This window comes from Streptomyces sp. NPDC058637, from assembly GCF_042717325.1.
Classification (GTDB): domain Bacteria; phylum Actinomycetota; class Actinomycetes; order Streptomycetales; family Streptomycetaceae; genus Streptomyces.
In genome coordinates this window covers 53,753-67,960 of record NZ_JBHXRD010000040.1, presented here as the reverse complement: position 1 = coordinate 67,960, position 14,208 = coordinate 53,753, and the positions used below count along the sequence as shown (strand labels likewise).

At 71.1% G+C, this 14,208-nt stretch carries 8 protein-coding genes and 3 pseudogenes; 7 read left to right on the top strand and 4 right to left on the bottom strand.

All coding sequences use genetic code 11. From position 1 onward, the window contains the following. Positions 1–309 precede the first annotated feature (309 nt). Complete coding sequence (locus ACFWVP_RS30515) at positions 310–498, bottom strand: hypothetical protein (RefSeq protein WP_384501206.1); 189 nt, start codon at positions 496–498, stop codon at positions 310–312. 681 nt (positions 499–1,179) lie between these two features. On the opposite strand from ACFWVP_RS30515, the gene ACFWVP_RS30510 reads away from it, so the two are divergent. From ACFWVP_RS30510 to ACFWVP_RS30490, 5 genes and pseudogenes are all read left to right on the top strand, one after another. Further along, positions 1,180–1,698 carry a hypothetical protein gene (locus tag ACFWVP_RS30510; protein WP_384501205.1) on the top strand — a complete coding sequence of 173 codons (519 nt, stop codon included), beginning with the start codon at positions 1,180–1,182 and terminating at the stop codon, positions 1,696–1,698. A gap of 36 nt (positions 1,699–1,734) precedes the next feature. Then, positions 1,735–4,386 (top strand): Helicase associated domain protein, encoded by a 2,652-nt coding sequence (locus tag ACFWVP_RS30505; protein ID WP_384501204.1) that lies wholly within the window; start codon positions 1,735–1,737, stop codon positions 4,384–4,386. A 1,296-nt stretch (positions 4,387–5,682) separates the two neighbouring features. Next, positions 5,683–6,222, top strand: coding sequence for a hypothetical protein (locus tag ACFWVP_RS30500; protein ID WP_384501213.1), 540 nt, complete (start codon positions 5,683–5,685; stop codon positions 6,220–6,222). 379 nt (positions 6,223–6,601) lie between these two features. After that, positions 6,602–6,712, top strand: a pseudogene (locus ACFWVP_RS30495) (hypothetical protein); the annotation flags it as partial. Positions 6,713–6,750: 38 nt separating this feature from the next. Then, positions 6,751–7,146, top strand: a pseudogene (locus tag ACFWVP_RS30490) (transcriptional regulator); the annotation flags it as partial. 580 nt (positions 7,147–7,726) lie between these two features. On the opposite strand, the gene ACFWVP_RS30485 reads toward ACFWVP_RS30490, so the two are convergent. Further along, complete coding sequence (locus tag ACFWVP_RS30485) at positions 7,727–9,691, bottom strand: NAD-binding lipoprotein (RefSeq protein ID WP_384501203.1); 1,965 nt, start codon at positions 9,689–9,691, stop codon at positions 7,727–7,729. A gap of 730 nt (positions 9,692–10,421) precedes the next feature. Here ACFWVP_RS30485 and ACFWVP_RS30480 point away from each other — a divergent pair. After that, positions 10,422–10,736, top strand: coding sequence for a glycosyltransferase (locus ACFWVP_RS30480; protein ID WP_384501202.1), 315 nt, complete (start codon positions 10,422–10,424; stop codon positions 10,734–10,736). A 314-nt stretch (positions 10,737–11,050) separates the two neighbouring features. On the opposite strand, the pseudogene ACFWVP_RS30475 reads toward ACFWVP_RS30480, so the two are convergent. After that, a pseudogene (locus ACFWVP_RS30475) lies at positions 11,051–11,256 on the bottom strand (IS5/IS1182 family transposase); the annotation flags it as partial. Between the two features lie 293 nt (positions 11,257–11,549). On the opposite strand from ACFWVP_RS30475, the gene ACFWVP_RS30470 reads away from it, so the two are divergent. Next, positions 11,550–12,440: an endo alpha-1,4 polygalactosaminidase gene (locus tag ACFWVP_RS30470; protein WP_384501201.1), complete on the top strand. Its 891-nt coding sequence runs from the start codon at positions 11,550–11,552 to the stop codon at positions 12,438–12,440. 623 nt (positions 12,441–13,063) lie between these two features. On the opposite strand, the gene ACFWVP_RS30465 is transcribed toward ACFWVP_RS30470, so the two are convergent. After that, positions 13,064–13,690 carry an alpha-ketoglutarate-dependent dioxygenase AlkB gene (locus tag ACFWVP_RS30465; protein WP_384501200.1) on the bottom strand — a complete coding sequence of 209 codons (627 nt, stop codon included), beginning with the start codon at positions 13,688–13,690 and terminating at the stop codon, positions 13,064–13,066. Positions 13,691–14,208 lie beyond the last annotated feature (518 nt).

The following is a 14,208-nucleotide window of genomic DNA, read 5'->3' as shown; positions in this document are numbered from 1 at the left end:
GGGTACCACATCGCTGCGCGATGTGCAAGCGAACCACCGCGCTGCGCGCGGTGGTTGCGTCCCGCTCCGCGGGAGCGCTGGTGACCCGCTGCGCGGGTCACTCACCTCCGGTGCTGCGCTTTGGAGGTGACGGTCCGTTCGCTGCGCTCCCTGACCGGACCGTGCTGTGCACGGCTTGAACGGCCTTCCGCTGCGCTCCAGTCCGGGGTTGGGCGGGTCCGCTGCGCTCCCCCGCCCAACGGCCTTTCCGGCTGCGCCTCCAGGGCCTTGAGGCCCGCTGGCGCGGGCCCGGCTGGCAATAAGCCGGGGCTACTCGGGCCGGGTTACCGTCAAAGCCCAGCGGATGCTGTCGTCGGAGGCGTCGACGCTGATAGTGAACGAGCCGGACCGCACCACTCCCGCGTCCATGACCGCCGAACCTGTGCCCGGGGTGCCGGCGGGACAGCCCACGGTGAAGTCGGCGACCTGGTACCCCTGTGACTCCATCGTCACGTCCACGGCACCCCCTCCCTCGCACGCCACCGTCAACACTGTGGGCAGGCCGTCCCACGCCCCACCCGAAGCCACACCCCCGTCACCAGTCTCCTCCTCCACCCACACCAGGCCCTCTGGGCCCGGATGAGGAAGAAGACCAGCCGCCGTTGCCGGCCCGGCACCGGCCGCGACCATCACGCTGGCCGCCAGCAGCGCCCGTATCGACAGATTTCTTGCACGCATCACGCATACCCTCCCTGAACAGCTGTCACGACAAGGGTCACTCTGCCCTGCGAGCAGGCTGGTGCATGAGTACGTCGGCTCATGGACAGTAGCCTTCGGCGGCGAGCGGCGGCCCCTTCCGTCCGACGGGGCGTCGACTGGCGGATGATCGCAGGCTGGCACCGAACGGTCGGGGGCCGGACGGCGGCGAGAACTGCGGTCGCTCGTTCGTGTCAGCACAGCGTATCGCGTGCTCAGTTTGATGCAGCATGTAAAATTGGTGGAAATAGCGGATACCCATGAATCATCTGAGGGCACAGGAATTCCGAGAGGAACTACCGCAGATGACTGGACCCGATCTCGCGCTGAGTGTTGATTCTGTGCGCCGGGTGAGCCAGTATCAGACGGCGGGCGACAACGCCCGGATCCGGAGTTCGCGCTCCTGAAGGCGCAGGGAATGCCCGTGAGCGAGGCGGACGACTGGTGGTCGCGCTGGAGGCCGGGGCGCAGTGCCAGGTGGTGGAGCTGGACGGCATGGCGCCGCGTTCGCGCGGCCCGGTGTTCGAGGACGGCTGGGACGACGGGGTGAGGACCGTGGGCGCGGCCCTGGTGGGCATCGCGGACCGGGAGTGGTCCCGGCGCGGCGGCCGGTCGGCAGGGGCCTCTGAACTGGCCGTACACATCGCGGACGTGAGGCGGCGTGAGCGGGCCGACCTGGTGCGGCTGGAGAGGTACGTCCGGGAAGCCGTGCTGCCGGCCACGTACCCGCATACCACGGTGCGCCGCCAGGTCCTGGAGGCGCTGGGTGAGGCCGGCGGTCTGTGCACGGCGCGGACGGTCGACAGCGACGGAGACTACGTCGTCTGCACGTTCGATGCCGGTCGCTACGACCCGGACAACAAGCTGCCCTTCAAGGCCGGAAAGCCCGGCGGCCGGCACACGACGGATGCGTCGATCTGGAACGACTCGGGCGCGGCCTGCATTCCGCACGCGGCCCTCTGAAACACCACACGAATTCAGCGCTCGGGGAGGAACAGAATGTCAGCGATCCGGCTCAAGGAACACCAGGTAGATCAGCGCTCCGCGTTTAGGAAGTGGGTGGGATTCCCTGCAAGGTCATCCGTGCCCCCGCAGGGTGCCCGTGGCACACTCGTGTCAGCGACCGGATCGGGCAAGACGATCACAGCCGCCGCGTGCGCGCTGGAGAGCTTCGCGGACGGCCGGATCCTCGTCACGGTGCCGACCCTGGATCTGCTCGCGCAGACCGCCCAGGCGTGGCGGGCGGTGGGCCACCGGGCGCCGATGGTCGCAGTGTGCTCGCTGGAGAACGACGCGGTGCTGAACGAGCTGGGGGTGCGGACCACCACGAACCCGATCCAGCTCGCCCTGTGGGCCGGGCACGGGCCGGTCGTCGTGTTCGCCACGTACGCCTCTCTCGTGGACCGCGAGGACATCAACGCTCCCGTGGGCCAGCGGAAGGTTCGCGGACCGCTGGAGGCCGCTCTGGCGGGCGGGGAGCGGCTCTACGGGCAGCAGATGGACCGGTTCGACCTCGCGATCGTGGATGAGGCGCACGGAACCGCTGGTGATCTTGGCCGTCCGTGGGCTGCGATCCACGACAACCAGCGGATCCCGGCGGACTTCCGGCTCTACCTCACCGCGACCCCGCGCATCCTCGCCGCGGCCAGCCCGCAGCGGGGCGCCGGCGGCCAGGAGGCGGAGATCGCGAGCATGGCCGACGATTCGGAGGGCACGTACGGCGCGTGGCTCGCGGAGCTCGGGCTGAGCGAGGCCATCGAGCGGGAGATCCTCGCCGGGTTCGAAATCGACGTCCTGGAGATCCGCGACCCCTCGCCCGTCCTCGGGGAGTCCGAGGAAGCCCGGCGCGGCCGGCGCCTGGCGCTCCTGCAGACCGCGCTCCTGGAGCACGCCGCAGCGTACAACCTGCGCACGGTCATGACGTTCCACCAGAAGGTCGAAGAGGCCCGTGCGTTCGCGGACAAGTTGCCCGAGACCGCTGCCGAGCTGTACCTGAACGACGCCTCCGACGCCGATCTGGCCGCCGCCGACAAGCTGCCGAAGTCCTCCATCGACGCGGAGTTCTACGAGCTGGAGGCCGGCCGTCACGTCCCGCCGGACCGGGTGTGGTCGGCGTGGCTGTGCGGCGACCACCTCGTAGCCGAGCGGCGCGAGGTCCTGCGGCAGTTCGCCAACGGCATCGACGCGGCCGGGCGCCGGGTGCACCGCGCCTTCCTCGCCTCGGTTCGCGTGCTCGGGGAGGGCGTCGACATCACCGGCGAGCGGGGCGTCGACTCGATCTGCTTCGCGGACACCCGCGGCTCGCAGGTGGAAATCGTGCAGAACATCGGCCGGGCGCTGCGGCTCAACAAGGACAGCTCCACCAAGGTCGCCAGAATCATCGTGCCGGTGTTCCTGGAGCCGAACGAGGACCCCACCGACATGGTCGCCAGCGCCAGCTTCCGCCCCCTGGTAGCCGTCCTCCAAGGCCTCCGCTCGCATGATGATCGACTTGTTGAGCAGCTCGCTTCCCGTGCGCTCACGAGCGGCAAGCGTAAGGTCCACGTTCGGCGTGACGAGGACGGGCAGATCGTCGGGGCCGGCGGCACGGGCGACGGCCAGGACCAGGAGGACGACGACACCCAGGCCGCCGCCGAAGACGCCCTCCTCCGCTTCTCCAGCCCACGCGACGCGGCGACCATCGCGGCGTTCCTGCGGACCCGGGTCTACCGGCCGGAATCGCTGGTGTGGCTGGAGGGCTACCAGGCCCTGATCCGCTGGCGAGCGGAGAACGAGATCACCGGAGTGCACGCCGTGCCCTACGACGCCGAGGTCGAAGTGGGGGTCACGAAGGACTTCCCGCTTGGCCGATGGGTCCATCAGCAGCGGAAATCCCTGCGGACGGGTGAGCTTGAGGAGCGGCGCAAGACCCTGCTGGACGCACCCGAGGCCGGGATGGTGTGGGAGCCGGGCGAGGAAGCGTGGGAGAACAAGCTGGCCGCCCTGCGGTCCTACCGGCGAGCCACCGGGCACCTCGCGCCGCGTCAGGACGCGGTGTGGGGCGAGGGCGAGGCGATGGTGCCCATCGGGCAGCACCTCGCCAACCTCCGCCGCAAGGGCGGCCTCGGCAAGGACCCGGACCGGGCTGAGGAGCGCGCGCAGCAGCTGGCGGCGGTCGATGAGGACTGGGACTGCGCGTGGCCACTGGACTGGCAGCGGCACTACCGCGTCCTCGCCGACCTCGTCGACGCCGACGGCCACCTGCCGGCCATCGAACCAGGTGTCGTCTTCGAGGGCGACGACATCGGACGCTGGCTACAGCGGCAGAAGAACCCGGGCACCTGGGCACACCTGTCGACCGAGCAGCAGGAACGACTGACCAAGCTGGGCGTGGAGCCCGCCGAACGACCCGCCCCCGTCCCAGCAGCCGAGGGCGCTGGGACGGCGTCAGCCTTCCAGCGCGGTCTGGCAGCCCTGGCTCAGTACATTGCGCGGGAAGGAAGAACTGTTGTCGGAAGGGCGCACGTTGAAGAGCTGCCGGACGGTTCGCTGATCAGGCTGGGTGTGTTTCTGAGCAACCACAAGGCCAGACGTGACCGCCTGGATGCTCAGCAGCGAGCAGCGTTCGTCGAGTTCGGCTACGCCTGGGCCGCAGATCCCGAACACGGCTGATGGCGGTCGCGCGCCCGCGTGGTCACGGACGCCCGGGCAAAGCCGGCGGACGGGCCTGCGGCTGGCGCGGCCGGTTGGCTTGTTATGCCCATTACCGGCTGAGCTGATAAGCGTTTGGCCCTGTGTGCGAAGCGTGGCGTGGGATGCGACAGGAGCGGGGCCGGTCGATGTCGGGGCCGTGGACGTGCGGTTCATGGCTGCGGGGGGGCACGACGGAGTGTTCGCCGTGGTCCTCGGCGGCCGCCGAAGTGCCCTTCGAGCGGTGTCCGCCCCTGAAGTTCTTTCCTGTCCGCACGCAGCCCACGCGCTCATCTCCCCTGGCACCCAGTCGTCGCACCAGGGCTTAAAGTGCTACCACCACCAGAAAACAAACTGATCAGCCCAGGCCAAACCACGACCTACTGATCAGAAAAACCGCCCCTGGACAGCTCTCGTCGAGCCCGGGGCCGCAGGTTCCGTTGGGAGGTCGAGGCGCTCGACCCGACCGAACCGCAGCGCCCGGTCCTCGCCGCCGTGGCCCCGTACATCGACCAAGCCGTACTACGCGACCGCATCGTGGAGGAGGAACGGCGACGGGGGCAACTCAGGGCCTTCGCCGCGGTGGCCCCCGAGCCGCCCCACGGGTCGTGACTGACTTCCGAACTCATCGACGCCGATCAAGCGACAGGGCCACGCCGTGACTCCAGGTCTCGCGTGCGAAGCCAACCGCCCGGCGCCCCGCGTCGGGCCGGAGAAGAAAGGCCGGCGCAGCGCCGCCGCTTCCCCGGGACCGCCCCCACTACCAGCCACCGCAGCAGGGCAGGCCAGGAGAGCAAGGGGAAGTCTGAGCACTCACCACACGAAATCCCGTGCCTGACCTGTGCTTATGCAGGGGGCGGGCGGAATCATGTACGCCAGGCAGCGGAACGGAAAGCGGAGACGTAAGCGCGCCCCCCATCCGTCGGTGTCCTGTGACATTCAATCCGTGCATTCGACACCGACCCCGGTCGCTCCAGCTTCCTTGCCAGTGAACCTAGGTGTACGGGGCGCGTCACCTTCTGACGTTCCGTCACCCCCTGGGTGGAGCAGCCGGAGTCGCTCTCACCCGCCCGGCGGAGGCGGTTCAGTACGCGGAAGGATCCTGACCGGCCTCGTCGGCTGCGAGTATCGGAGCGCGGGCCGGTCCGGACCGCGGGCGTAAGGAGCGCAGATGTCCATGGGCAGCCGACCATGACAAACGAAGAACCGGCATACGCGCCACGCGGAGAGGGCCGCCTGCGGCGGGCGTGGCGTGCGGCTCACGAGCCCGCCGCAGGGGTGCCGCGCTGGGCCCGTCGGGTCGCCTACACCGTGCCGCTGGTGGTGCTCCCGGCCGGAATCTGGCGCCTGGGGGTGCTGTTCACTGAGGACAAACGGGGCGGGGCCATCGAGGACTGGGCGATGAACGGCTACATCGTCTTCCTCACCCTCCTCTCCGAGGTCCTCGCGTTCACGGCCGTTGGGCTGGTCGCCCGCTGGGGCGAGGTGTTCCCGCGCTGGATGCCGTGGCTGCGTGGGCGGCGGGTACCGATAGCCGCCGCGGTCGTGCCGGCCACGATCGGGGCGACGATCCTGACCCTGGTCTTTACAGTCATCGCGACCGTCACCACGGTCACCCAGTCCAAGACCAATGGCGATCCGCTGCCGGCCGACTTCCCGAGCAAGGCCGGTGGCTGGGAAACCGTCTACTTCTACGCCTCCTACGTCCCCCTGGTCCTGTGGGGCCCGATGCTCGGCATCCTGACGTACGCGTACTGGCGCCGGCGTGGGTCGGCAACGACCGGGCCGCTGCTGCCGCCAGCGGTCGGCAACACATAGCAGGCGTTCCCCCAGGGCCACGGTGTCGACGGACAGAGCCGGCATCACATGCTGTGCCAATCAGGTCAGTCGGCGCAGTCCGGCGCGCGTCGGCCGACCGATTTCGTTGTCCAAGGACGGTCGGGCCGTCGCGGGATGCTCACGGCCGCGTAGACCCACATCGTCGGCCGCAGTGCCCGTTCAGCGGGCCTGCCTGCCTTTCGCGCTGTTCGCCATGGTCGGCACCGTACTGAGCCCCTGCCGCTACGGGCGTGCACGAGAGCCAGCCGGGAATCCGGGTAGAACGCCCTACGCGGCATCCCCGGACGCACAATGTACGCATACCGTACGGCAAACATGCGCGCAAAGTGCGCTTCGTGGGTAGGGTGTTGGTCAGGAGGTGTTCCATGTCCGAGTTGTTCGACGCGGTCGACGCACTGCTCGCGTCCCGCGCCGCAAGCGGCTTCGTGCCGCGCACGGCCTGACGATCGACGAAGTGGCCACCGCGTTGAAGGTGCGCCGGGCCACGGTGTCCGGCTGGGAGTCCGGCACCCGGTGCTCAACACGCTGGATCTGCCGCGCTTCCACCTGCGGGGACCTGCGGGGACCTGCGGAGAAGCTGTTCGAGGAGGCTTACCACTGGGCGCGGCCGATGACCGATGCGGAGTGCACCCTGCGCCATCTGGTCGGCCTGGACGTGAACACGGCCTTCGCCGCCGGCGCGAACGGGCTGAACGTCGGCCTCGGTGAACCGACACACGTCAAGGCCCCGCCTTCGACCCGAAGCTGCCCGGTTCGTGGCTGGTGGACCTGTCCCACGTCGATCTGTCCCGCGTGAGGATCGGCAAGGAGTGGGTGGAGCTGGACGGCTCGCTGCTGCCTTCCCCGTTCACGCCGAGGGGTGAACGCCCGACGGGCCCGGCCTGGTACGCGACCGGGCAGGTTCGGGTTCGGCGAACCCGAACCTGCGCCGAAGCATCCGCAGCACCGTGCCCGGATGGCACGGGTGGCTGGACGGCGGCCACCCCTGTCCTCGCCCAGGCCGCAGCGGTCGGTTCCCCCCGGGGCGTTGTCCGACGTGCCCTGCACGTCCTGGATCACGTTCCCGCCGCCGGGCTCCGCTCCACCGCCCGCACCCGCCCTCCACGACCTCGCCAGGGTGCTGCCCGCCGGGCCCGGAGCCGGACTCAGCGAACGACTCCGTACCCTCCGCACCGCGATCGGCCACCACGGACACGCACTCTCCAGCCGGGGTAGCCCGGCTCGCTCTGCCCACCGGTCCCCCGTAATTGCCCTGGACGCGCTCGCGGGAGCGATACCCGGCCTCCGCCCCGACACCCGCCGTCATGGCCTGTGGCCACTTCGCTGTCCAAGATCTCCGTGCTCCAGGACACCTCTGCGGTGCGGTCGGTGGAACGGGGGGCTCAGCGCCGTTCCAGGGAACAGGAGTTGATGACGGACCGCGGACGGCGGTACCTCCGGAGGGGGCCAGCAGCGTCGGGCACGTGGGATGACGGGACAGCCGTTAGCCTCCAGCGCCCGCGGTGGCGGATTCGTCCGTTCCGGCGGCGGCCGGGGGCAGATGGTGGTGCTCCGTCGCGACCACCACCACCTGGTCCTCGGCGTGCCAGACGCGCCGCTCGCCCTTCGGCGGGTTGAGTCTGATGCCGTGGTCCCCAGGTCCGGTGCGGGCGACGTCCTGCCGGCGGTAGCCGATCGCGCATTCGCCCCGGTCGCGCGCTGCGGCGACGACGCCGGCGAACGTAGCCTCGGTGCCCGGGCGGATGTACGCACCGGCGGGCCGCAGACAGACGGTGTTGCCCTCCGCGGAGAACAATTCCTCGAAGACGGGAGCCAGATGCCGGTTCTGGGCGATCTGAGCCATGAGGAGGCCGACCAGCATCCCGCTGACGATGACATCGGAACCGCTGTTCACGGGTGCCAGGGGCCGGTTGCGGTCATCGACGAGCTCGGTGACGACACGCGTCTCGCGTCCCGTTCGCTGTTCCAGCAGTCGCACGGCCAGCAGGGTGACCAGGGTCCAGTCGTCCGGGTGGTCAGGGCCGTCGCCCCGGTCCGGGCCCAGGACGACCACTCCGTCGTACGGATCGAGGTCGAGGCCGAGGAGGATCTCGGGCCGTGACAGGGGCGCCGACCGGAACCGCACGTCCGGCCCGGCCGGCTCCCCGTCCTGCGGCTCTCTCGGTCCGGGTACGGCACTGTCGGCGACCACGTCCACGACGGAGCCGGGGCGGGCCGTGCTCCGTAACTGCTCCAGGACCAGGGGGGCCCGGCGGTTCCAGCCGAGCAGCAGCAGCCGGGAGGGGCCGGCCGGCTCGGGCCGGGCAGCGGCGATCGCGGAGGCGTCGACGAGGTGCCCGCAGTCCTCGACGCGGGTGCTGTCGTCATCGCGGGCGAGCACGATCAGGCGGCTTCCGGGCAGGACCGTGGTGTCGGCGGGCGGGTTCAGCAGCGTACGTCCCTCAGGTGTGAGCAGCCCCACCACGCAGGAGTTCGGGTGGCTCAGCAGGGTCGCTCCGAAGGGGCCGTGGTGGAACGCGGTGGTGTCGGCGAGATGGAACTCGTCGCCCGCGAAGTCGAGAAGGTCACGCAGGACGAGGGAGAGGCCGGGGCGGCCGACGCACTGTGCGATCAGCCGGGCGGTGACCGTGTCGGTCTCCAGGACGGTGCCGCGGGGACCTGCGGCCAGCCGGGCCGGGGCCCGGTACCGGTCGTCCCGGACCGCGGCGAGCACCGGTGGCCCGTCCGTGTCCTCGCCGAGGACCGCCCGCAGGGCCAGCAGGATGCGCAGCACCTCGGCGTCGGCCCTCGCTTCCGCCGACGGCAGCACCACCACGGTGCTCGCCGACCGCGGGCTGACGAGTGCGAGAACGTCCGGGTCACTGGCGGGACCACTGCGGCAGATGATCCGGGCGCGGGCGGCCGGGCCGGGCCGCCCGGTCAGCGCCTCCTCCATCTCGGCCTTGTCCCGGTCGGCGAGCAGCACGATGGCGCTCGGCCGCCGCGGGGCCCGGGCGGCGACCAGCTCGCCGACCACGGTGGTCACCTGGTCCGACCAGCCGAGCACCAGGACGTGCCCCTGTTCCAGGACCGTGGACCGCCCCCTGCTCAGCTCCGCCATTCGCTCGGCCAGTCCGGTCGTGATCACCCCGACGAGGGTCGACACACAGAGCAGTGCGACCAGCCCGAGCACCGCGGAGAGCACCAGGCGAAACGGCGTACCGGTGGCCGCGCCCAGGCGCAACGTCTCCGCGCTGATCCGCCATGTCGCGATCAGCCGCCCCGAGAGGGACGTGGGCGATCCGGGATCCGTCCACACCAGCAGCAGGCTGACCGGGAGGACGACGGCCAGGCAGGTGATCACCAGCCAGCCCATCAGGGTGCCGGTGGAACGGGCCAGCGTGCGGTCGAACCGGTAGCGCGCCCAGGCCCGCCACGGGACCCGCGGCCCGCCCTTGGCTGATTCCACTGCCACTCCCCCTCGCCCGCCGCCGCGCACCCCATGGTGGGTGCGGCACCGGTCGTCCCTCTCCGCAGAGTGCGGCCTCCGCCCTGGGGGCACGCCAGGTTCGGTGGTCGATTCATCCTTTCGGACGCTCGGCCGCGGCACGACGCATACACCTCGTCGGCAAAGGCGAGGTGGTGGTACGCGGAGACGTCGAGGCCGGGAACGTCCGGCGAGGGTGGTGGCAGGAGGGTCTTCTGCGGGGTGGTGGCCGGGACCTGGAGGCGGTCGCGTTCCCGGTCGGCTTCCTGGCGGGCCCGGAGCAGCTCGGTGAACGGCGGTCGAGCGGTGAGGTGGCGTCAGCAGAAGCGAGCGGTAGGTGTGGTGACTGCTGTGCCCCTTTCGCGGCAGCGGCGGCATCCCGGACCGGCCTCGGCCGTGGTCCGGCGCGGTACGGGACCGCCCCTCCTGGATCCGCTCGTCCTCCTGCTGGAGGCCGGGATCGCGGTACGTCTCCGGGAGGGCGCGGGGGTGTCCTTTCCGGGCCCAGCCCGTGATGGCGGCGATGCCGGGCGGGGCCCGGAAGGTGAGGGCCTGCGCTCCGGGCCAGGTCCTCGGGCAGCTTCGGGCGGAGAAGGTTCGCCCAGGGGCCGGTGTGCAGCCGTGAAGACGTGTGAGGGCGCGCGACAATCCCGTGACGGTCCTGCGATGGTGTGGGCTGACAGATCGTCGGCTCCTGGAAGGCATCACCGCCATGCGCATGACCCGTCCCGCCAACATCGTTGTGGCCGCCGCGCTCGGGTGCGCCGGTGTCCTCGCCGTCGGTCCCTCGGCCGGTGCTTCCGCCCCGTTCGGATGCCAGTACAAGGTCCTGTGGCCGACCGTCGGTGTGTACGAGAACCCGAACCCGAACAGCGTGGTCGTCAAGACCAAGCACGCCGGTGACATCGTCGGCGCCTCGACCTGCGAGGGCGCCGGCTACAACGAGTACAGCTACGTTCTGGTCACCACCGACGCAGCAGCCGACAACCGGGGCTGGATACGTGCCGAGGCCGTCGTCCAGATCTGACGTGCCTGCGCGGGCCCCGGGTCCGAGCCTGTCCGTCCCCGCGGTGACCGCGGGGGCGGCGGGCAGGGGCGTCTCGAGCGGTGTGGGTGGGCGCAGGGCGCCGCGAAACGGCCTGAGCCGGATGCCGCCCCAAGGCCATCGATGACGGCGCCCGTCTTGGCATCGATGTCGAGATCGGAGAGGCGCCACCTCGTGGCCGGCCGGGCTGCGAGCGGCGAACCGGCCGACGTCCTGCGCGAGATCCTCCCGTACACGCGCTGAACCTCCTCCTCGACGCGGGGCCGGGCCGGCGGTAATGCGGCACCACGTGCTCGGGAGTCGCGCCAGTTCGGCGAGGACGGTGTGAGCCGTCCGCTCATGAGGTCGATCATCGCGATGCGGATCATGACTCCCGAGCGCTGCGAACGGCCTCGTAGTCGCGGCTGAGGCGGCGGTGCCGCATGAGCCGGCCGAAGGTCCGCTCGACGACCCGGCACCGCGGGATGATCCTGAAACCCCCCTGAACCGGGTCGCGTCGGGTCCCACCCTGGCCTCATGCCAGGTGGGGGGACGGCCCCGCCCGTCATACCCGAACCGGAGCCCAGCTTCTGCGGCAGATACTCGCGGTCAGTGGCTGTGGGCGACGCGTGACAGCCGGCCGCAAGGCGGCGCCCTGCCCGACGCCACGGGATGGTGCGTGCGGTCCCGGGCGCCAGGGCCACGGAGCATGCCGGGGGGTTGTGGTGATCTGCCGCCCCGGTCAGCCGGCCTCCGGAGCGGTGACAGAGGATGGGCGGTGATCAACATTCCGGATCCCGACACCTGGAGATACGTGTGGCCGGCCGCGCCCCTTCCTCGCTCTTTCGCCGCAAGCGCGCGGTCGCCGGCGTGGCAGCGGGTCTCGCCTCCGTCCTCGGGGCGGGCGTGGTCGCCGGCTGCGCCGTCGACGGCGCGGCGTCCGGCGGCGCCGGGTCCGCGCAGCGGACGAAGGCCGCCGGTGTCCTCCTGCCGACGGCCGGTATGAGGTTCGACTATCAGATCGGCGGCGGCTACACGCCGCCCGACGGGGTGCGGGCGGTGTCCCGTGACCGCGAGGACGAGCCCGCCCCCGGCCGGTACAACGTCTGTTACGTCAACGCCTTCCAGACCCAGCCCGGCGCACTGGGGTGGTGGCAGGGCACCCACCCGGACCTCCTGCTGCGGGACGGTGAGGGGGAGCTGGTCATCGACGAGGGCTGGGACGAGGTGCTTCTGGACACCTCGACGGCCGTCAGGCGCGCCCGGCTCGCGCAGATCGTCGGGGACTGGATCGACGGCTGCGCGGAGAGCGGCTTCCAGGCGGTGGAGCCTGACAATCTCGACTCCTTCGAACGGTCGAAGGGCAAGCTGACGCAGGATGACAACGCCGCCTTCGCCAAGGTGCTGGCCGCGCGGGCGCACAGCGCCGGCCTGGCGATCGGGCAGAAGAACACCACCGACCTGCTCGACCGGCGCGCCGCGATCGGCTTCGACTTCGCGGTGACGGAGGAATGCGCCCAGTTCGACGAGTGCGACGCGTACGCGGACGCGTACGACGACCGTGTCTTCGCCATCGAGTACGAGGGCGAGGGCGAGGTGGGCTTCGAGGAGAGCTGTTCCGCCTGGGGTGACAGGGTCTCGCTCGTGCTGCGAGATCTCGATGTGCTTCCCGCGGGTGAGAAGGAGTACGTGTTCCGGACCTGCTGAGCTTTGTGCGGGGGGAGGGGCGGTGGCGGCGGGAGCCGTGTCTGCGTGTGGACACCCCGGGCCCGTCCGTTCCCCCTTTTCGGGTGGGGAGGGGGCGGTGACTCGCGCCGGGCGCGCCGGTCGTTCACGGGGTCGGGGCGGTGCCCGGAAGTCCTCCGGCTCGTGGGTCTTGCCGCTCCTCGGTGACGGGCGGGTGCGCGGGCCCGCAGGGGCGGCGGCCGGGAGGTCCGGCGTCGAAGGCGGTGCTGTGGGGCATCGTCCGTGCGCTGGTCGCTGCCCGGGGTGCCGGAGCTGGGATCTTCGGTCACTGCTGCGAGGTGGGTGGCCGGGCAGCCGGTGCGCGAGGGGGCCGCGCGGTCGGCACAGTCGTCAACACCGGTCTTCTTCCGGGAGACCGCGAAGGCGCGGGAGAACCCGCAGCGGCTGCGTGCGGTCTGCAGCCGCCTCCGCGAGGAGGCCGTGACCGTTCCGGCGAGATCGACGCCGCGGTCTCGGCCCCGCGCGACATCGAGTCCCGGCTGGTCGCCCGGGACCGCCCCCGGCCCGGCAGATCCGGCGATGGTGCCGTATCCGGTCTGCCGGTAGGTCATCGCCGTCCTTCCCCGGGGGGCTTCGCGCTCGCGTCAGCGCACCCCGTGGGGGCGGTACTGGACACTGATCCGCGGCCCCCGGGTGTGGGCGGTCTTGGGGATCGCGTGCTGCCAGGTGCGCTGGCACGATCCGCCCATGACGATCAGGTCGCCGTGGCCCAGAGGCCTGCGCACGGTGTCGCCCCCGCGGCACGGCCGCAGGAGCAGATCGCGGGGGGCGCCCAGGGAGAGGATCGCCACCATCGTGTCCTGGTGGGAGCCGCGTCCGGTCAGGTCGCCGTGCCAGGCGACGCTGTCGCGGCCGTCCCGGTAGTAGCAGAGTCCTGCTGTGGTGAAGGGTTCCCCCAGCTCGTCGCCGTAGTGGGCGCTGAGTGCGTCGCGGGCCTCGTCCAGAACGGGGCTCGGCAGTGTGTTCCCGGCTCGGTAGAAGGCGAGCAGCCGTGGCACGTCGACGGTCCGGTCGTACATCTGCCGCCGCTCCGCCCGCCAGGGCACCTCTGCGGCGAGCGCGGCGAAGAGCGCGTCGGCGCCGTTCAGCCAGCCCGGCAGCAGGTCGATCCACGCCCCGTCGCCGAGGACTGTTCTGCGCAGCCCGGTGAGCCGGCCCAGGTGCGGGTGGTCGGCCTGATCGAACAGGGAACCCTGGAGATGAACGGACACGGGAACCAGCTTAGCGTAAATAGAACACATGTTCCCTTCGGTGGTTCATGGCGCCCGTCTCGGGATCGTCGCTGCTCAGCCCCGGTTCCAGTCCCACGGCCACACGGGTGCGGCCGTGGCCCGCGTCCGCACGCCACGCCGGGGAACCATGCGGTCGGCGCCACCCCACAGCCGGCCCGGGCATCCAGCCGCCGGCCCCTCACCGAACCGGTGGCCGCCCGGCGCGATGCGGGTGAACAAGGCGCCCGGTACCCATACCGCCCGCCACGGCCCACCGCACGGGGCGCAGCCCGCGACGTACCAGCGGTAGCAGGACGGGCCGGCCCTGCCCGCTGTGTCAGCCACCGCACCATGGGTTCATGGCCTGTGAGCGACCGGCGCACGGCAGCTGCTGCACATCTCGCCGATCGTCAGGTCCGCGCGGTCCGCTTCGTCTCGGGTCCCGCAGTCATGGCCGAGGATGACCCAGCGGCACCGCAACGGATCACCAGTCATGCGCGGAGGCTACGGCGAGGTGA

Bases quoted from the DNA above. Each gene is read 5' to 3' on its own strand.
- ACFWVP_RS30505 (WP_384501204.1), top strand. From the start codon at position 1,735: ATGTCAGCGATCCGGCTCAAGGAACACCAGGTAGATCAGCGCTCCGCG.
- ACFWVP_RS30480 (WP_384501202.1), top strand. From the start codon at position 10,422: ATGCGCATGACCCGTCCCGCCAACATCGTTGTGGCCGCCGCGCTCGGG.